This is a genomic window from Streptomyces sp. NPDC006923 (genome assembly GCF_040635655.1).
GTDB lineage: Bacteria > Actinomycetota > Actinomycetes > Streptomycetales > Streptomycetaceae > Streptomyces.
Genome location: NZ_JBEYIF010000005.1, coordinates 254,706 through 272,664 on the forward strand (window position 1 = coordinate 254,706; position 17,959 = coordinate 272,664).

Below are 17,959 nucleotides of genomic sequence, written 5' to 3' on the forward strand. Positions count from 1 at the left end.
CGGTGCTCGTGGCCCTGCCACGGACTCCCAGGGGGTTACGGTGACCGATACCCGGGGGCAAGAGCCTCCGTACGAGACGTATGGATCTGGGCAGTCGCAGCAGGCTGCGCAGCCGTACCACCCGCCGCAGGCGTATCCCTCGCCGCAGGGCGGGGGAACTCATGGCGGACAGCAGAATCTGCAGGGCCAGCCGGCTCAGCCGGCGGCTCAGCAGCGGGGTGCCGGCGGTCAGCAGCAGTCGGCCTCGGCGGTGCGCAAGCCGAGGACGGGTGCGCGGACGACACCCCGTACGCGCAAGGCGCGGCTGCGGGTGGCGAAGGCCGATCCGTGGTCGGTGATGAAGGTCAGCTTCCTGCTGTCCATCGCGCTGGGCGTGTGCACGATCGTCGCGGCAGCGGTGCTGTGGATGGTCATGGACGCGATGGGCGTGTTCTCGACGGTGGGCGGGACGATCAGTGAGGCCACGGGCTCGAACGAGGGCAACGGGTTCGATCTGCAGTCGTTCCTGTCGCTGCCGAGGGTGCTCATCTTCACCTCGGTCATCGCGGTGATCGATGTGGTGCTGGCCACGGCGCTGGCGACGCTCGGAGCCTTCATCTACAACCTGTCGGCGGGCTTCGTGGGCGGTGTTGAGCTCACGCTCGCCGAGGACGAGTGAGGGCCGGGTATCGATTTTGGGGCTGGCCCTGAAGTGCGCTAATCTTCAGGGGCAGCGCGGGGCTATAGCTCAGTTGGTTAGAGCGCATCCCTGATAAGGATGAGGCCACAGGTTCAAATCCTGTTAGCCCCACCGCGTAAAGGCCCTCAGCCGTCAATGGCTGGGGGCCTTTGGCGTGTGTGCCGGACAACTGCCGTCGTCGGTCCTTGGTGGTGCGGAGATAATCCGATGCTCTTCCCGTTCCGGTGTTCTCGGCCGTGGTCCAACTGCCTTGTGGACAGGCGCTTTCGGGCTGTGCGCGCGGCACCACCGGTGGGCGGCGCCGGTGCCCGGACGGGGCCCAGGGCCTAGGATGCGGCGGGTTCGTACGGCGCGGCCGCAGAGCCGTCCTCCGGGGGGAGAACGCGTCAATGGATGTCCTGACGCTGGTGTCCGCGACGGTCGCCGTGGTCAGCGCGTCCGTGGCGGCCCTGCTGGGTTACTGGCAGCAGCGGCGCCTGCGGGCCATGGAGCAGCGCAACCTGATGGAGGCTTACGGGGCCTCGCTGGCCTGGGCGGCCTTCGATCTGCAGAGCAGGCTGTTCAACATCCTGCGCGGTCATGTCGTCGACCGGCGGCCGGGGCCGCAGAGTGGATTCCTGACGTCGTTTCTCACGCTGGGCAGCGAGGAGGAGGCCGAGTATGTGCGGCGCTCCACGGTCTTCGTCCTCGCCGAGTATCTCGGCTGGGTGGAGATCCTGCGGCGGGACATTCAGTTCCTCGATCTGGGCCGCTCCCGGATCAACCGGGATGTCATGGTCAAAATCTCCGAGATCGGTTCTTCGCTGAGCCGTATATCCGCGGAGAGCAACGAACTGCGTCTCTTCCGTACGCATCAGCGGGCGATCGGTGAGCTGATGGTCCATCCGGAGGGTGAGCCGGGCAGGCGGCGGTGTCTCGGCTTTGTGGAGTTCTGTGTGAGGCTCGACACGGACGAGGGTTTCGGCCGGTGGTTCCGGCAGCCGCTGGCGGACATCGACCGGCTGGCCCGGGACGCCGGGCCGGCGGTCTCCCGGATCGGGGGAATGCAGCGGCAATTGGTCGCTCTGGTGGATCTGCTGGATCCGAGGTCCGAGCGGTTCCCGCAATTCCGGGCGGCCTTTGACCGCGACGCCGACGTGAGGCCGCCGCGGGGGTGAGGGAGCGGTCCGGTGCGATGGGGCGGCGCCCGGCCCGGGAGGGCGGCGCGGCATCGGGACTGGCGCGCCGCGGGGGCGGGCGGCCCTCACGGAACGTGTGGGTACGGAGCCGGTCCGTACGGTCCGGCGGCGCCCCGGGGCCGCTGTGCGCGGGCCGGGCTTTCTCCCTGGTGAAGGCGGAGGACGGGGCGCGGGCAGGTCACCGATCGGTATCGGTCGGTGTGTATAGTCGGGCGCCAGAAGTCCCTTACGCCAAGGAAAGACGAGGTCGCGCGGTGAAGAAGCTTCTCTTGGTCGCACTGGCCGCCATCGGCGGGCTCCTCGTGTACCGCCAGATCCAGGCGGATCGCGCCGAGCAGGATCTGTGGACGGAGGCGACCGACTCCGTGCCCGCAGGTTCGGGTGTGTGAGACGCAGCAGAGTCCGATTGCGAGCCCCGGTCGCCGAGCGGCCGGGGCTTCGTGCTGTCCGGGGCCGGCCGCGCGGGGGCGGTTTCTGTTCGCTTGCGTGAAGCGTTTGCTTGCGGAGGCGAACGGTGCCGTGGTGGGCCGGGGTGGGCCCGGCGGATACGCCCCGGAGGGTTGATTCGGCGGGCGCGAGACAGCGGCGGGAAGGCCGGGGCAGGATGGACCGGCCGCCGCGACCGGGGCGGCGCGGGGCGGCCGGGACGACCGAGGGGAAGCGCGTGAAGAGGCAGCGCAGCAGGGGCCGGGTGGCGCTGGCGGGGGCGGTGGCGATATGTGCGGTGGCGGCGCTGCCGGGGCCGGCGGGGGCGGCCGGTGAGCCGAGCCCGTATGTCTTTCAGCCCGGAGCGGTGCGGATCACCGGAGCGGCGACCACGAGTGACGCGGAGCGGCTCGACGCCGGGTCCACCTACCGCGACTCGATCGGCCCGGACGGCACGCTGATCTACCGGCTGGACCTGGACGCGAAGACGAACGCCTATGTCTCCGTCGTGGCCGTGCCGAAGCTGAACACCAGGGTGGCGTACGGGGACAAGATCAAGGTCTCCGTGCAGAACCGGGAGGGCAACGACTGCGGCTCCAACGACGCGGGGTTCGGCTCCGGGGAGTTCCCCCGGCCGCTCGCCGCCTATGCCTACCGGCTGATCGACGAGAACGCCTCTTCCTGCCAGGAGGCGGGCCCGTACTTTGTCGTCGTCGAGCGGACCGGCAAAGACGCGTCCACGCCCGAGGCGTGGGACCTGGAGATCCGGCATGTGTCCGAGCCCGGGCTCCGGGAGGCGGGCCCGTCCGAGGCGCCGTCGGTGTGGCCCAGTGCCTCTCCCGAGCCGGTCGGCGACGGGCCGAGGGTGCGCGAGGGCGGCACGAGCTTCTACGACGCCACCGGGCTGACACAGGGCGAGTGGAGGGCCAGGATCGAGCCGGGCGCTTCGCTCTTCTACCGGGTGCCGGTGGACTGGGGGCAGCAGCTTTTCGTCAGCGCGGACCTGGGCAGTTCCGGCGGGACGGGGTTTGTGAGCGGCGCGGTGTCCGTGTCCCTGTACAACCCGGCGCGGGGCCTGGTCGACAGCAGGGACTCGATGTCGTACGACGGCAAGCAGAAGACGACGTCCCTGGAGCCGCTGCCGCCGGTGGCGTACGAGAACCGCTTCGGGTCCGGCAGCGGTGACACCGACATGCGGTTCGCGGGCTGGTACTACCTGCGAGTCAGCCTCAATCCGCAGGTCGGGGAGGTGTTCGGGAAGAGGCCGTACGGGCTGACGCTGCGGGTGAACGTCAGGGGCCGGGCGGAGAGCGGGCCGGGGTACGCGGGGCCCGCCGGGGACTTCACGGTGACGCCGGAGAAGCTGGACGACGCCTCGAACGGGCAGAGCAGCGAGGACGCCGCGAGGAGCGACCGGATGGTGCTGGTCGCGGCGTCCGGGATCGGCGCGGGCTCCGCGCTGCTGCTCGGGCTCGGTGCCTGGACGCTGCTCGCTCGGCGGCGCGGCGGCCGGGGTCCGGGGCGGGGCGCGGAAGAGGCCCGGACGCGGGAGTACGGGCCGCCCGCGCGGTAGTGGGGAGACGCGGGGCTCAGATCTGGGTCAGCGCCCAGATGCCCACCGCGAAACAGGCCAGTGCCAGCAGCAGGACCGGGACCGCCACCTTCGGGGGCGGTCCCGGGCGTTTCGCGGAGGAGTGGCGGGCGGGTGTCCCCGGGCGCCGGCCCGGTGGCTGGGCGGGAACCTGCGGGTCCTGAGCGGTGTAGGGACCGGTGAGGGCTTCCACGGGGTGGGCCGCCGCCGTCGGTGCCTGGGACAGGTCCTGCGGGGTGGCAGGAAAAGGGGCGAGCTGATGCGCCGGCAGGGGGGTGGGCGGGGTGTGCTGCCGGGCGGGCGGCGGCAGGGCGAAGTCCTGCTGCTGACTCTGCTGAGGTGGCCGCGGGGGCGGCTGCCGGTCGGGCGGCGGAGGGAGATGGAAGCTGCCGGTCTCCGACATGGACGAGGGCGCGGGCGGCGGCATGGGGGCTGCCTGGGGGGAGGCCGGCCGCGGTACGGGCACCGGGCCTTCGCCCCGGCCGTCCGCCCGCGGGTCGGTGCCGGGATCCGAGGGCTGCGGGTCCGGGACGGGACCGGCGGGGCCGAACGCGGCGGGCAGCGGACCGATCTGGTCGAAGATCTCGACCGGCTCGTCGTCGGCGCCGGGCTCGGGCAGCAGTTCCACAGCCGTGGTCAGCGCCTTGCGCGCGCCGGTGGCCGTACGGAACCGGGCGTTCGGGTCGGGCTGGAGGAGGCCCGCCAGGACTTGCCACAGCGGCTCGGGGATGCCCTGAGGCGCCCCGGGGGTACCGTGGGCGACGAAGTGCTCGACCAGGGCCTGGGAGTCCGGCTTCTGACCTTGCAGCAGGTACAGCGCGACAAGTCCGACCGCGAAGAGATCGGCCGGGAAGTCGGGTTCCGCGCCCATCATCTGCTCGGGAGCGAAGTAACCGGGCGTTCCGACGACATAGTTGGTCTCGGTCAGGCGCGGCTCGCCCTTGCGCATGGAGATGCCGAAGTCGGACAGCCGCAGATGCGGCCGCGCCGTGCCGGTGGCCTCCATCAGGATGTTGGCGGGTTTGATGTCGCGGTGCACGACACCTTCCGCGTGCACCGCGGCGAGACCGGACAGGAGCTGGTCGAGCAGCGTGCACACGAAGCGTGGCGGCAGCGGGCCGTAGTCACCGATGACATGGGCGAGCGATCCGCCGCTCACCAGATCCATGGTGAACAGCACCTTGTCGTCGTCCGCGGCCCAACTGGCCGGGGCGAGGACATGCGGGTGGTCGATCCTGAGCGCCTGCTCCCGGACGAACCGCAGCAGGGTGTGCGCGTCGCTCTGCTGGAGGACCTTCGCCGCCACATAGCGCCGGCGGCGTTGGTCCCAGGCCCGCCAGACGGCGCCGACACCACCGCGTCCGATCGGGTCGATCAGCTCATACCGCCCCGCGAAGACCTCACCCATTGCGCCGCGCCCGCTCCCCGTTGTCCCGCCGGCGGCCTGCCGCCCCGGCCCTGGCCTAGCTCTGGTGCGCCTCGTAGTGGGCGACCGCCTCCGCGGTGCGCCCGGCGCCGTACACCCGGAGAAACTCTGCCAGTTCGGGCTGGGTCGGGGCGAGGGAGTCCGCCGCATCGATGATGTCGCCGGCCGCCGCGACCGACCGCAGGAGGGACTGGATCTCGCGGACGACCCGGCGCACGGTCGGCGCACCGGAGCTGTTCGTCGTCTGGCTGGACGCGGTGAGGACGGAGCCGCCCTGCGACTTCTTGATCTCCTCCATCCGGTCCGTGGCCTCCCCGGCGCTGACACTGCCGTCGGCGACCTGGCCCGCCAGATCCTGCAGCGCCTGGACCCGCTGGACCACCGCGGGATTGCCGATCTTCGCGCGTTGACCACTCATCAGCTGGGAGAGCATCGGGGCGGACAGTCCGAGAACCGCGGCGAGCCGGGCCTGGTTCAGCCCGAGGTCGTCGATCAGACGGCGGAAGAGCCCCCCGAGGGGCTCTCCGTACCAGCTTCGCTGGAGCTCTCTGGCTCTGGCAGTCGATTCCTGCTGTGTGGCGTCCATGCGCGTCTCCCCATCGCTTCCCCATTGCGGCAGCTTCGCTGCTGCGAACCTCGTGGGGCATCTTACGGAGCGTGGTCGCGCACGGGGAGTCCCAATCCTTTTGCGGGACCAGGGGGAAACACCCGGTACGCTGGTTCCCGGTGATGGAGGGGCGGCTCTCGGCTGCTCGGTCATGCCCACCCACTCGCGGGGCCTTAGCTCAGTTGGTAGAGCGCTGTCTTTGCATGGCAGATGTCAGGGGTTCGACTCCCCTAGGCTCCACACCTCGAAAACCCTCCTGGCCCCCCGGATATGCGGGCCAGGAGGGTTTTTGCCCTCCGGGCCGCCCGGGCTCCTGCGGCCTGGCACCGCCGGGGGCGCGGGCGGACCGGCCGCGCTGAGCCACCGCGCCGATCCGTTCCCCTCACCCGGTCGGCCGGACCGCCCGGAACGGAAGCCGGTACCTGACGGAACGGGGGCGCCGCGAGGGCCGGAACCGGTCCGCCGCAGGCCTCCGGCGCTGTTCCCTGCGGGTCCCGCCGGCGCCCGGTTGGACCGTACGAGTGGTGTTCATCCGAAGAGCTGCGGACGAGCGGCGTCGCTCCGTGGATTCTCAAGATGCGTCCACATCATAAGGAAGGTATAGATCGCCCAAACCCGAAAGCGAGGGGTCATGGCTGCCTTCAAGGTCAAGCACATGTGGACCGTCTTCATCACCGCGTTCTTCGCGGTACTCGCCTCCCTGGGGCTGACCGCCCCGGCGGCGGCCGCGGGAAACGCCGTACAGCAGCCGACGGAGCAGCCGGTACCGGCGCCCGCCATGGCGGAGGGAAGCGAGAAGACCACCGACCGGGCCACGGGGGGCGGGGCACCACAACGAGGGCGGTCACTGCCGCCGACGATCAAACAGCGTATCCATGCCGAGGCGCACGGCTCGTCACCATCGGCCCGCCTCCTGCCGGCGGGCATGCCGAGCGGTACCAGTACACGCGGCGCCACGAGTGTGCGCGGCGGCACGGTGACACAGAGCGGTACGGGGATGCACGCCCGCAGGACACACGGGACCGCCTACGCCGCCGACGCGGTACGCAGGACCGCCGCCTACGCCGCCCGCACGGCACACGGAACCATCTACGCGACCGGCACGGCGCGCCGCGGGACGGGCTACGCCGCACGCACGGCGCTCACCGCGGCATGAGGCGCCGGGAATCCTGCGGCCTCCCGGCGCCCTCCACAGCCGGCACGCCCGCGCCCCGACCTCTGGCACGAGCCCGGCACACGGCGTCTGATCAGGGACGATCGCCCGGGTGGTCCGGACCGTCGGTGTCCGTCCCGGTGCCCTTGGCCGGCGCCTCCGGATCGAGCGGATCCACCCCGTCCCTGCTGCCGTCGACGGACGACAGCCGTTCACGCTCCGAGGGCTCGGTAGCGGCGGGCGGTTCCACCAGCCAGTCCGGATTGGCCTGCTTGTCCCACCACTTCCAGGCGGCGAAGGCCCCGCCGGCCAGCGCGCCCAGGATCGTCAGGCCCTTGGCCAGCCGTCCTGCCCTGGCCCGCCGCTCGTGCTTCCTCACCAGCTTCTGGATCTCTTTGGCCGTGACCTGTCCGCGCAGAGCGGCCACGGCGGCCGCGGACCGTGCCGCCGCCTGCTCCGCCATCGGCTGCGCGGTGGCCACCACATGACCGACCCGCGGCACGGTGAATTCCGCCGCCTGACGGGCGGCCGTACGGGCGCGGTGAGCCACGTCGTCGACCTTGGGGGGCACATGGGGCGCCACATGGGCGCTGTACTGGATTCGCGCCTGCTGGGCTGCTTTGGACATGGTCGGGGCGAGCCGTACGCGCGCCTCGTTGGCATATAGAGCGGCATGCTCCTTGGCCGTACCGGCGTAAGGGGCCACCGCTACCGCGGCGTGCTGCACGCTCTCCTTCGCCGAACCGGTAGCGGCGCGCACGCTGTCCATGCGGGTCACAGGATCATCCTCCTCGGTGGCGTTCCGTAATTCGCCTGTCCATCCATTCCGAAATCATGCCTGCCGGGATCGGTCCCGGCATGCGGTGCGGGCATCCGGGTCATGGAAGGCGACGCGGGTGATTCCCGGGCACCGCACTCCCGGAAACCGTCAAGCAGTCGAACCGTCAAGCAGTCGAACTGTCAGACAGTCGAACGAACCGTCAGACAGTCGAACCGTCATACCGTCATGCGTGGACGACAGGGCCACGCCTCGTCCCGGCTCGCGCCGGTCCGGGGGCGATCCGGCCGTACTCCGCGCCTGTCCGTCATGGGCCGCCTTTATGCGCGGTCGCGCCGTCCAACCGTTCTGCCCGGACCCGGGGGACGGTCTTTTCGTGATTCCTGCCTCAGCCGGCCCGAAAACACCCGCCGGCCCCGAAGACGCCCCTGGGGAAAACACCCCAAGACGGGCGCAAAGCCCTTTCCGGGGCAGGGGTCGGGCGCCGAGTGTGCCTTCCGTGCGAGGATCGTGAGAGTCAGAGAAGACTTACGGAAGGCAGATCGTGGCCGAGCAGCTTTACGCCACCCTGAAGACCAACCAAGGCGACATCGAGATCCGGCTCCTGCCGAACCACGCGCCGAAGACGGTCAGGAACTTCGTCGAGCTCGCGCAGGGCGAGCGGGAGTGGACCAACCCGGAGACCGGTAAGAAGACCACGGACCGGCTGTACGACGGCACCATCTTCCACCGCGTGATCAGCGGCTTCATGATCCAGGGCGGGGACCCGCTGGGCAACGGGACCGGCGGCCCCGGCTACGAGTTCGAGGACGAGTTCCACCCGGACCTCGCCTTCGACAAGCCGTACCTGCTGGCCATGGCCAACGCCGGCCCGGGTACCAATGGCTCGCAGTTCTTCATCACGGTGTCGCCGACCGCCTGGCTGACCCGCAAGCACACCATCTTCGGTGAGGTCAGCAGCGAGGCCGGCAAGAAGGTCGTGGACGCCATCATCGGCACCCCGACCAACCCGCGCACCGACCGCCCGGTGCAGGACGTGGTGATCGAGTCGGTCGTCGTCGAGACCCGCTGACGGACCGGGCCTGTTTCCACGGTTCGGGGAACCTTCCCGCCCTGCCCGTCCGTAGTGGTTACATACCGGACGGGCGGGGCGGTGCGCTGTGTGCCGTCAGCCCCACGACGACCGAGGGGACCGATGGAGCAGCCGCCAGAAGGCCATGGAGCCCAGGAACAGCCCGCCGCAGGCGAGGGCCCTCCGGGCTGCTACCGGCATCCGGACCGGCGGACGGGCATTCGCTGTACCCGCTGCGAGCGCCCCATCTGTCCCGAGTGCATGGTCAACGCCTCGGTTGGTTTCCAGTGCCCGGACTGTGTCCGGCAGGGTGCCGGTACGGGGCACGCGCCGGCCGCCGCCCGGCCGCGCACCCTCGCCGGCGGCACGATCGCGGCCGACCCCCGGCTGCTCACCAAGATCCTGCTGGCCATCAATGTCGCGGTGTTCGTCGCCGTGCTCGCCGTCGGTGACCACGGCAGGATCGTCTCCGACCTCGATCTGATCGGCCTCGCCTACAACCCCGAGCTCGGCCAGGTCGTCGGTGTCGCGGACGGCGAGTGGTACCGCCTGCTCACCGCGGTGTTCCTGCACCAGGAGGTGTGGCACATCGCCTTCAACATGCTCGGCCTGTGGTGGCTCGGCGGGCCGCTGGAGGCAGCGCTCGGCCGGGTGCGGTTTCTCGCGCTCTATCTGGTCTCGGGCCTGGCGGGCAGCGCTCTCACCTATCTCATCGCCCCGCCGAACGGGCCCTCGCTGGGCGCCTCCGGCGCCATCTTCGGGCTGCTCGGAGCCACCGCCGTGGTGGTGCGCCGGCTCCACTACGACATGCGGCCGGTCATCGTCCTCCTGGTGCTGAACCTGCTCTTCAGCTTCCGGTCGGGCATCGCCTGGCAGGCGCATGTGGGCGGCCTGGTCGCGGGCACTCTGATCGCCATCGGCATGATGCACGCGCCGCGCGAGCACCGGGCACTGGTGCAGTACGGCACCACGGCCCTGGTGCTGGCGGCCGCGATCGTGATCGTCGTCGTCAGGACGGCATCGCTGACCTGAGCGCGGCGGGCGGGCGGGGGCCGCCGACACCGGCGCTCCCGCATCGGAGCGTGACGGCACGAGAACCGCCCGTTCCCACAAAGTTGTCCACAGCGAGAAACAGATCATGTGCACGCTGTGTGGAACATCCGTACCCCTTGTCGCCCGTATGGGTCTGACCAGCGGCGACAAGGGGATAGCGGAGGCCCGGAGAACCCGGTGCAGTAACACCGGCGTCAACATCCCGTGGAGTTATCCACAGATCGTCAGACCTTTTCCCCTGCTGTGGACAACGCTGTGGATAAGTCAGGGCAGAGCTTGACGACAGGCGGACGGACCGGCTACTTCCACTGGGTGGAGACACCGAAGCCGGCGGCGATGAAGCCGAACCCGACCACGATGTTCCAGTTCCCGAAGCTCTCCAGCGGGAGATCGCCCTCGGTCACATAGAAGACGACGATCCAGGCCAGCCCGATCAGGAACATGGCGAGCATCACCGGAGCCACCCAGCTCCGGTTGGTCAGCTTTATGTTGGTCGCCTGCTTCGGGGCCGGAGGCGGCGTGAAGTCGGCCTTCTTGCGGATACGTGACTTCGGCACGAGGGACTCTCCTGTCGATGCGCTGCGTGACCGCGCAGGGGAACTGTAACGGGGTGCCGGGACGGAGAGCAGGGGGAACACCGCCGCCCCCGGGCGTCCGTTAGCGTAGTGCTTCCGCGGCGCCTAAGGAGATAAGGGTACGTTGAGCAATTCCGCCGACTCCCCCCGAGGGCCGGTCCGCCGCCCGATCAGGCGGCCGGTCCGGCTGCTCACCGCCGCCGTCTTCGCGCTGGCCGGCCTGATCTTCGTGACGAGCTTCAACACGGCCAAGGGCACCAATATCCGGACCGACGCCTCGCTGCTGAAGCTCTCCGACCTGATCCACGAGCGCGACCGGAAGAACGCGGAGCTGGGCGAGACCACCGCGGCCGTACGGCGCGAGATCGACACCCTCGTCCGCCGCGACGACGGCTCCACCGAGGCCGAGAACGCCAGGCTGCGCGCCCTGGAGGACGCCGTGGGCACGAACAGGCTCACCGGCCAGGCGGTCACCGTCACCCTCGACGACGCCCCGCCGAACGCCACGGCCAACCCCGGCTACCCCGATCCCCAGCCCAATGACCTCGTGATCCACCAGCAGGACCTCCAGGCCGTCGTCAACGCCCTGTGGCAGGGCGGCGCCCGGGGCATCCGGGTCATGGACCAGCGGCTCATCTCCACCAGCGCGGTCCGGTGCGTGGGCAACACGCTGATTCTGCAGGGCCGCGTCTACTCCCCGCCGTACAAGATCACCGCCGTCGGTGACCGCGACAGGCTCCGCCGGGCTCTCACCGACTCACCGGCCATCCAGAACTACCTGCTCTACGTGAAGGCGTACGGCCTCGGCTGGAAGATCGACGACGACGGCAGGGAGACCCTCCCCGGCTATTCGGGCACGGCTGATCTGCACTACGCGGAGCCGGTCGGGTGACGGCTGTGACGAACAGCAAACCCGAACCTCCGTACGGCTGCCCCATGCGCCGCCCATGTGACCCCGAGGCCCTTTAGTCTGGTGCCGTACCGCCCGGGGCGGTACCGAACGGAAGGGACAGCATGTACGGCTGGATCTGGCGGCATCTGCCGGGCAACGTATGGCTGCGGGCGGCGATCTCGCTCGTGCTGGCACTGGCCGTCGTCTATGTGCTGTTCCAGTACGTCTTCCCGTGGGCGGAGCCACTGCTGCCGTTCAACGATGTGACGGTCGACGGATCGGGGGCCGCCGGATGAGCGCGCGCATCCTCGTCGTCGACAACTACGACAGCTTCGTCTTCAACCTCGTCCAGTACCTGTACCAGCTCGGCGCCGAGTGCGAGGTGCTGCGCAACGACGAGGTGGCCACCTCGCACGCCCAGGACGGCTTCGACGGCGTCCTGCTCTCCCCCGGCCCCGGCACCCCCGAACAGGCCGGTGTGTGCGTCGACATGGTGCGCCACTGCGCCGTGTCGGGTGTGCCCGTCTTCGGCGTCTGCCTCGGCATGCAGTCGATGGCGGTCGCGTACGGCGGTGTCGTCGGCCGCGCTCCTGAGCTGCTGCACGGCAAGACGTCCCTGGTCACGCACGAGGGCAAGGGCGTCTTCGCCGGGCTGCCCTCGCCGTTCACCGCCACCCGCTACCACTCGCTCGCGGCGGAGCCCGAGGCGCTGCCGGCCGAACTGGAAGTCACGGCGCGGACGGCGGACGGCATCATCATGGGCGTACGCCACCGTGACCTGCCCGTCGAGGGCGTGCAGTTCCACCCCGAGTCGGTCCTCACCGAGCACGGTCACCTGATGCTGGCCAACTGGCTCGCCCAGTGCGGCGATCCCGGGGCGGTGGGCCGTTCGGTGGGCCTGGCGCCGGTGGTTGGCGGGGCGGCGCTCGCGTGACGGCACTCCGCCCCGAACACGACGCCGGTCACGGAGCCTCGTACGAGCAGGGAGCGTACGGGGACGCCGACGCGTTCGAGGCGGCGGTGGATGGTCTGGCGGACCCGCTGAACGATCCGCTCCCGGGACAGCGCCCGGAGCCCGTCCGGAAGGCGCGGCACCGGGCGCCGCGCGAGGAGCCGTGGCCGGGCGCAGGACCGGGGCCGGCACCGGAAGCCGCCGAGGGGCCCCTGTGGTCCGGCGAGTACCACCCGCAGCAGGCGGCGCAGGCCCCTCAGGGGCCCCAGGGAGCGCCTGGCGGCCGGCCGGAGTGGCAGGGCCCCGGGACCCCCTACACGGCCGCGCAGGGCGCCCCGGCGGGCCCCGCCCCGATATCCACGGAGGTTCCCGCCGCGCCCGCCGAGCCCGATCTCCCGCTGGACGACCGGACGGTCGCCCTCCGGATGGCGGAGGTGCACCGGGCGGTCGATTCGGTGACCGGAGCGGGCGCCGACGGCGACGAGGCCGAGCCGCGTACCGGCGGGCGCGCCGAACGCCGCAAGGCGGCCAGGGGCGGCCGGGGCCGCAGGCGTTCCGGGACTCCGCAGGCCGGCGCGGAGCAGGGCCCGGCCCAGCCGCCCGCGCCCACCAGGACGCTCTCCCGTGTCGAGGCGCGCCGCGCCGCGCGGGCGCTCAAGGAGAGCCCGGCCGTCATCGCCAGCCGGGCGGTCGGTGAACTCTTCATCTCCTTCGGTGTGTTGATGCTGCTGTTCGTGACCTACCAGCTCTGGTGGACGAATGTCCGGGCCGACCAGTACGCGGGGCAGCAGACGAACAAGATCCAGGACGGCTGGGCGAAGGGCCGCCAGCCCGGCGCCTTCGAGCCGGGTCAGGGATTCGCGATCATGCACATCCCCAAGCTGGATGTCGTGGTGCCGATCGCCGAGGGGATCAGCAAGGCGAAGGTCCTCGACCACGGCATGGTCGGCCACTACGGCGAGGGCAGCCTCAAGACGGCGATGCCCTCCGACAAAGAGGGCAACTTCGCGGTGGCGGGCCACCGCAACACCCATGGCGAGCCGTTCCGCTACATCAACCGGCTGAAGCCCGGCGACGAGATCATCGTCGAGACGCAGGACGCGTACTACACGTACGACATGACGAGCATCCTGCCGCAGACCGCGCCGTCGAATGTGAGCGTGATCCGTCCGGTGCCGCCGGGTTCCGGGTTCACGGAGCCCGGCCGGTACATCACGCTGACGACCTGTACGCCCGAGTTCACCAGTACCTATCGCATGATCGTATGGGGCAAAATGGTCGAGGAACGGCCACGCAGCAAGGGCAAGCCCGACGCTCTCGTCGGCTGAGACGACCGGCATCACCACAGGGACGGGGACGGTTGCGGTGGCAGCGAGGACCGAGCACGGCGGGCAGACCGGCACACCGAGACCGCCGGCCCCGGAGCCGGCTCCCGCGCCGGTCCGCCGGCCCCGGAGCCGGGGCGCGGCCGTGGTCAGCGTCTTCGGCGAGCTGCTCATCACCGCGGGCGTGGTGCTGGGCCTCTTCGTCGCCTACTCGCTGTGGTGGACGAATGTCCTGGCCGACCGCGAGGCCGCCAGGCAGGGCGACGACGTACGGCACCACTGGGCGCAGGCCCCCGGCCGCGACGGCACACCACGGACCTTCGACTCCAAGGACGGCATCGGCTTCCTGCACGTCCCGGCGATGAAGAACGGCGAGGTCCTCGTCAAGAAGGGCACCGACACGGCGTCGCTGAACGACGGCATCGCCGGCTACTACACCGAACCGGTCAAGTCGGCGCTGCCCTGGGACGAGAAGGGCAACTTCACGCTGGCCGCGCACCGCGACGGCCACGGCGCGAAGTTCCACAACATCCACAAGATCAAGAAGGGTGACGCGATCGTCTTCGAGACCCGCGACACCTGGTACATCTACAAGGTCTACAAGGAGCTTCCGAAGACCTCGAAGTACAACGTCGATGTGCTGAAGCCGGTCCCCGAGGAGTCGGGCAAGACCACACCGGGCCGCTATCTGACCCTGACGACCTGTACACCGATCTTCACATCGGACTACCGCTATATCGTCTGGGCCCAGCTCGACCGCACGGAGAAGGTCGACACAAACCGAACGCCCCCGCCGGAGCTGCGCTGAGCGATACGATGAGCGAGGCCCGAAGCCGCAACCAGATCTTGCGACTTCGGGCCTCTGTCGTGCGCGCGGCTACCGCAGCACGTTCAGCGCCGTCCCCGCGCTCCAGGCCTCCAGCAGACCCCGGTGTACGGCGGTCACCCCGGCCTGAACGGCGATGTCCCGCGCCTCGCGGGAGAACGGGCAGGTCGCCACGTACAGCGCCGCCTCCGCGTGATGGAGCGTCATGGTGCCGACGAACTTCTGCATTTCGCCGCTCCAGACGGACCGGTGGGGCGCGAAGTTCTTGCACTGGACGACAAGGCGCCGGCCGTCCGCGGTGTGCGCGGTGATGTCCGCGCCGCGATCACCGCTGCCGCCGTGCACCCGGACATCGGTGCATCCGTCGCGGCGCAGCAGTCCCGCGATGTGCTGCTCGAACTCCCGCCAGTTCATGGCGTCCATCGCGGCCATGACCCCGCCCAGCGGGCGCTGCTCCCGCGCACGCTCCAGCCGGTGCAGCCGCTGGGTGTGTTGGGCGAGCTTTCCTTGCGCGCGCCGCATGTCGTCCCGGACCGAGATGAGAGCGCGGCGCTGCTCGCCGGCGGTCTCGATGAGGGCGTTGAGCATGGGCACGACGGTCGTGCCGAGGACCTCGCTGATGCGCCGGTCGATGCGGTCGTCCAGGCCGGCCGGGTCGGTGCCGCTGCGGTCATGGAGGTCGCTCGGGGGCCTGTGGACAGAGTTTTCCACAGGCCCTGTCCGGGCCAGGTACTCCATGTCCAGCAGGTAGGTACGCACCTGACGTGCGACGTCGCTGTCGCGGAGCAGCATGGCGACATTCAGGACGGCGCGGCGGGAGAAGAGCGCGAGGGCTTTGGACCGTGACTGGATTCCACAGGCCCTCTTGAAGAGGGTCAGTTGCGAGCCGGTCAACACGTGGTAGCCGTTGGCTTCCAGTTCCTCCCGGTGATCCTCCACCAGTGACTCAAGCGTCTTCACGCCCACGTGGAAATACGCGGCGACCATCGCCGTCGTCACATGCATGCCGTCCGGCAGCAGTGACAGTGCCTTGACCCGGTCGAGCACATCCGTCCGGTCGGCGACGCCGTCGCGCAGCGTCCTCGACTCCAGCAGCACCGTCTCGTTGATCATTCTCCTGCCCCCTCTTTCGGGTGATGGCCGCGTGGCCAGGAGTGGAGTTCGCCACCCCACCCCATTCAGCCCAACGAGTCGGGACATATGAAGACACGATGGTTCTTGAGATGGTTTGGACGCCCGGATGTCCGCGCCGGATCTCTGCGGGGGTGTCCGCGCCCCGATGTCCGCGCACGCGAAAGCCCCGGCACCCATGCGTTCGGGTGCCGGGGCTTTCGTGTGCCTACGAGGGCGGTTGTCCGTGTCAGCCGCCGGTCGGGCCGCCGAAGAAGCCGCCGCCGTTGTTGCCCCCGCCGCCGTCGGCCGTCGTGACGCTGATCGGCGTGTTCGGCGGGACCTGCTGTCCCGCGGGCTGGTCCTGGCCGAGGATCCGGGCGTTGTCGTCCTTCGGCCCCTGCACATTGCCCAGTTGCAGGCCGGCCTGCTGAAGCATCGCCTTGGCCTCGCCGAGCGTCTTGAGCCGCAGGTCCGGGACGGGCTTTGTCTGCGGCTGCTGCGGGCCCCTGGAGACTTCCAGGGTGATCTGGCTGCCCTTGGCGGCCGAGGAGTTGCCCTCCGGGGTCTGCTTGACGACCTGGTTGGCGGGCTGGTCGGAGTCCACGTCGTTCCGCACCACGGTGAACCCGAGCGTTTCGAGCTGCCCCTTGGCGTTGTCGAACGACTGGCCGACCACCGGAGGAATCGGGATCTCGGTGTTCTTGGCGATCGTCAGCGTGACCTTGGTGCCCTTCTCGGCCTGCGAACCGCCCGCCGGGTCCTGCTTGAGCACCGTGCCGGGGTCCTCGTCCGACTCGACCTGCTTGGTCTCGACCTCGAAGTCGTCGGCCTGGAGGATCTCCGTCGCGCTTTCTTCCTGCTTGTCGACGACGTCGGGGACCTTGACCTGCGGGGCGCCCTCGGAGACGACGATCTGGATGGTCTCGCCCGTGTTCATCGTGCCGCTCGCGGGTGTCTGGCTGCAGATGGAGCCCTTGGGCACCTCGCAGCGCTCCGAGCCGGACTCGGCGATCTTCACACTGGCGTTGCTCGCGAGTTTCTCGGCATCGGCGACCGTCTTGCCGACGAGCTGCGGGACGGAGACCTGGATGGGCTCGTCCTTGCCGCCGAAGACCTCTTTGCCGATCAGGATCGCGCCGACCAGCACCAGGATGCCGGCGACGACGAGCAATATCGTCGAGGTGTTGGATTTCTTCTGGCGGCGCCGGCTGCCGGGCCGCTCGTCGTAGCCGCTGTAACCGCCGTCGTCCGGGTTCATCGGCGGGAGCATCGACGTCTGGCCGGCCGGGGCGGCCTGGCGCATCGCGGTGGGCTGCTCGTCGTGGCCGCCGTAACCGCCCGCGTAGCCGACGGAGCCCATGGCGGCGGTGGCCGCGACGGGCTGGCCGTCGAGGCATGCCTCGATGTCGGCGCGCATCTCGTCGGCGGACTGGTAGCGGTAGTCCGGGTCCTTGACGAGGGCCTTCAGCACGATCGCGTCCATCTCGGGCGTGATCTCGGGGTCGTAGACGCTCGGCGGCTGCGGTTCTTCCCGTACGTGCTGGTAGGCGACGGCGACGGGGGAGTCGCCGACGAAGGGCGGCCTGACCGTGAGCAGTTCGTAGAGCAGGCAGCCGGTGGAGTACAGGTCGGAGCGCGCGTCGACCTGCTCGCCCTTGGCCTGCTCCGGAGAGAGGTACTGGGCGGTGCCGATGACGGCGGAGGTCTGGGTCATCGTCATGCCGGAGTCGCCCATGGCGCGGGCGATGCCGAAGTCCATGACCTTGACCTGGCCGGTGCGCGTCAGCATGACGTTGGCCGGCTTGATGTCGCGGTGGACGATGCCCGCGCGGTGGGAGTACTCCAGGGCCTGCAGGATGCCGACGGTCATCTCCAGCGTGCGCTCGGGCAGCAGTCTGCGCCCGGAGTGCAGCAGCTCGCGGAGGGTGGAACCGTCGACGTGCTCCATCACGATGTACGGGAGGGAGACGCCGTCGAGGTAGTCCTCGCCCGTGTCGTACACCGCGACGATCGCGGGGTGGTTGAGCGAGGCGGCCGACTGGGCCTCACGGCGGAACCGGGCCTGGAAGGACGGGTCGCGGGCGAGATCGGCCCGCAGCGTCTTCACAGCGACGGTGCGGCCGAGCCGGGTGTCGTGCGCGAGGTAGACCTCTGCCATGCCACCACGGCCGAGCACCGAGCCCAGCTCGTACCGGCCGCCGAGGCGACGCGGCTCTTCCATAACTGTTCCAGCCCTCTCCGTCAGTCCTGACCGCACCGGTGTGTGGTCCGGCGGTGTGCTGTTCGCGCATACGCTACCGGGCACGCCGTATC

18 protein-coding genes and 2 tRNA genes are annotated in these 17,959 nt (G+C 70.1%); 14 read left to right on the forward strand and 6 right to left on the reverse strand.

What is annotated here, in order from left to right; all coding sequences use genetic code 11:
* Window positions 1–40 precede the first annotated feature (40 nt).
* From ABZ707_RS12235 to ABZ707_RS12255, 5 genes are all read left to right on the forward strand, one after another.
* Window positions 41–658: a DUF3566 domain-containing protein gene (locus tag ABZ707_RS12235; protein ID WP_360171943.1), complete on the forward strand. Its 618-nt coding sequence runs from the start codon at window positions 41–43 to the stop codon at window positions 656–658.
* Window positions 659–716: 58 nt separating this feature from the next.
* Window positions 717–790: transfer RNA gene (locus ABZ707_RS12240), tRNA-Ile, on the forward strand.
* 278 nt (window positions 791–1,068) lie between these two features.
* The gene (locus ABZ707_RS12245) at window positions 1,069–1,836 is read left to right on the forward strand and encodes a hypothetical protein (protein WP_360171946.1); all 768 of its coding nucleotides are present in this window, start codon (window positions 1,069–1,071) and stop codon (window positions 1,834–1,836) included.
* Between the two features lie 275 nt (window positions 1,837–2,111).
* Complete coding sequence (locus ABZ707_RS12250) at window positions 2,112–2,246, forward strand: DLW-39 family protein (RefSeq protein ID WP_003958712.1); 135 nt, start codon at window positions 2,112–2,114, stop codon at window positions 2,244–2,246.
* A 275-nt stretch (window positions 2,247–2,521) separates the two neighbouring features.
* Window positions 2,522–3,856 (forward strand): hypothetical protein, encoded by a 1,335-nt coding sequence (locus tag ABZ707_RS12255; RefSeq protein ID WP_360171949.1) that lies wholly within the window; start codon window positions 2,522–2,524, stop codon window positions 3,854–3,856.
* Window positions 3,857–3,872: 16 nt separating this feature from the next.
* Here ABZ707_RS12255 and ABZ707_RS12260 read toward each other — a convergent pair whose 3' ends face one another.
* Window positions 3,873–5,282, reverse strand: a complete 1,410-nt coding sequence (locus ABZ707_RS12260; RefSeq protein WP_360171952.1) for a protein kinase — start codon at window positions 5,280–5,282, stop codon at window positions 3,873–3,875.
* 55 nt (window positions 5,283–5,337) lie between these two features.
* Complete coding sequence (locus tag ABZ707_RS12265; RefSeq protein WP_360171955.1) at window positions 5,338–5,886, reverse strand: DNA-binding protein; 549 nt, start codon at window positions 5,884–5,886, stop codon at window positions 5,338–5,340.
* A 188-nt stretch (window positions 5,887–6,074) separates the two neighbouring features.
* On the opposite strand from ABZ707_RS12265, the gene ABZ707_RS12270 reads away from it, so the two are divergent.
* Both ABZ707_RS12270 and ABZ707_RS12275 read left to right on the forward strand, forming a co-directional pair.
* Window positions 6,075–6,147: transfer RNA gene (locus ABZ707_RS12270), tRNA-Ala, on the forward strand.
* A gap of 391 nt (window positions 6,148–6,538) precedes the next feature.
* Entirely contained in the window at window positions 6,539–7,063 is a 525-nt protein-coding gene (locus tag ABZ707_RS12275) for a DUF6344 domain-containing protein (protein WP_360171958.1), read from the forward strand.
* A 91-nt stretch (window positions 7,064–7,154) separates the two neighbouring features.
* Here ABZ707_RS12275 and ABZ707_RS12280 read toward each other — a convergent pair whose 3' ends face one another.
* Window positions 7,155–7,838 carry a DUF5324 family protein gene (locus tag ABZ707_RS12280; protein WP_360171961.1) on the reverse strand — a complete coding sequence of 228 codons (684 nt, stop codon included), beginning with the start codon at window positions 7,836–7,838 and terminating at the stop codon, window positions 7,155–7,157.
* A 544-nt stretch (window positions 7,839–8,382) separates the two neighbouring features.
* On the opposite strand from ABZ707_RS12280, the gene ABZ707_RS12285 reads away from it, so the two are divergent.
* Together ABZ707_RS12285 and ABZ707_RS12290 are read left to right on the forward strand one after the other, a co-directional pair.
* The gene (locus ABZ707_RS12285; RefSeq protein ID WP_360171964.1) at window positions 8,383–8,910 is read left to right on the forward strand and encodes a peptidylprolyl isomerase; all 528 of its coding nucleotides are present in this window, start codon (window positions 8,383–8,385) and stop codon (window positions 8,908–8,910) included.
* Between the two features lie 123 nt (window positions 8,911–9,033).
* Window positions 9,034–9,942, forward strand: a complete 909-nt coding sequence (locus tag ABZ707_RS12290; protein WP_360171967.1) for a rhomboid family intramembrane serine protease — start codon at window positions 9,034–9,036, stop codon at window positions 9,940–9,942.
* 320 nt (window positions 9,943–10,262) lie between these two features.
* Here ABZ707_RS12290 and crgA read toward each other — a convergent pair whose 3' ends face one another.
* A complete protein-coding gene (crgA, locus tag ABZ707_RS12295) occupies window positions 10,263–10,520 on the reverse strand; it encodes a cell division protein CrgA (RefSeq protein WP_360171970.1) in 258 nt (85 codons plus the stop codon).
* Window positions 10,521–10,662: 142 nt separating this feature from the next.
* Here crgA and ABZ707_RS12300 point away from each other — a divergent pair, with 142 nt between their 5' ends.
* The 5 genes from ABZ707_RS12300 (at window position 10,663) to ABZ707_RS12320 (ending at window position 14,515) form a co-directional block, all read left to right on the forward strand.
* Window positions 10,663–11,430: a DUF881 domain-containing protein gene (locus tag ABZ707_RS12300; RefSeq protein ID WP_360171973.1), complete on the forward strand. Its 768-nt coding sequence runs from the start codon at window positions 10,663–10,665 to the stop codon at window positions 11,428–11,430.
* Window positions 11,431–11,552: 122 nt separating this feature from the next.
* The gene (locus ABZ707_RS12305; RefSeq protein WP_319679219.1) at window positions 11,553–11,726 is read left to right on the forward strand and encodes a hypothetical protein; all 174 of its coding nucleotides are present in this window, start codon (window positions 11,553–11,555) and stop codon (window positions 11,724–11,726) included.
* Window positions 11,723–12,364: an aminodeoxychorismate/anthranilate synthase component II gene (locus tag ABZ707_RS12310; RefSeq protein WP_360171977.1), complete on the forward strand. Its 642-nt coding sequence runs from the start codon at window positions 11,723–11,725 to the stop codon at window positions 12,362–12,364. Before ABZ707_RS12305 ends, ABZ707_RS12310 begins: the two co-directional genes overlap by 4 nt.
* Window positions 12,361–13,710 carry a class E sortase gene (locus ABZ707_RS12315; RefSeq protein WP_360171980.1) on the forward strand — a complete coding sequence of 450 codons (1,350 nt, stop codon included), beginning with the start codon at window positions 12,361–12,363 and terminating at the stop codon, window positions 13,708–13,710. The genes ABZ707_RS12310 and ABZ707_RS12315 overlap by 4 nt, the downstream gene beginning before the upstream one ends.
* A 37-nt stretch (window positions 13,711–13,747) precedes the next feature.
* Window positions 13,748–14,515 (forward strand): class E sortase, encoded by a 768-nt coding sequence (locus tag ABZ707_RS12320; RefSeq protein WP_360171983.1) that lies wholly within the window; start codon window positions 13,748–13,750, stop codon window positions 14,513–14,515.
* Window positions 14,516–14,584: 69 nt separating this feature from the next.
* Here the strand turns inward: ABZ707_RS12320 and ABZ707_RS12325 are convergent, their stop codons facing one another.
* Entirely contained in the window at window positions 14,585–15,646 is a 1,062-nt protein-coding gene (locus tag ABZ707_RS12325; RefSeq protein WP_360171986.1) for a restriction endonuclease, read from the reverse strand.
* A gap of 247 nt (window positions 15,647–15,893) precedes the next feature.
* Window positions 15,894–17,867 (reverse strand): Stk1 family PASTA domain-containing Ser/Thr kinase, encoded by a 1,974-nt coding sequence (pknB, locus tag ABZ707_RS12330; RefSeq protein ID WP_360171989.1) that lies wholly within the window; start codon window positions 17,865–17,867, stop codon window positions 15,894–15,896.
* Window positions 17,868–17,959: the final 92 nt, after the last annotated feature.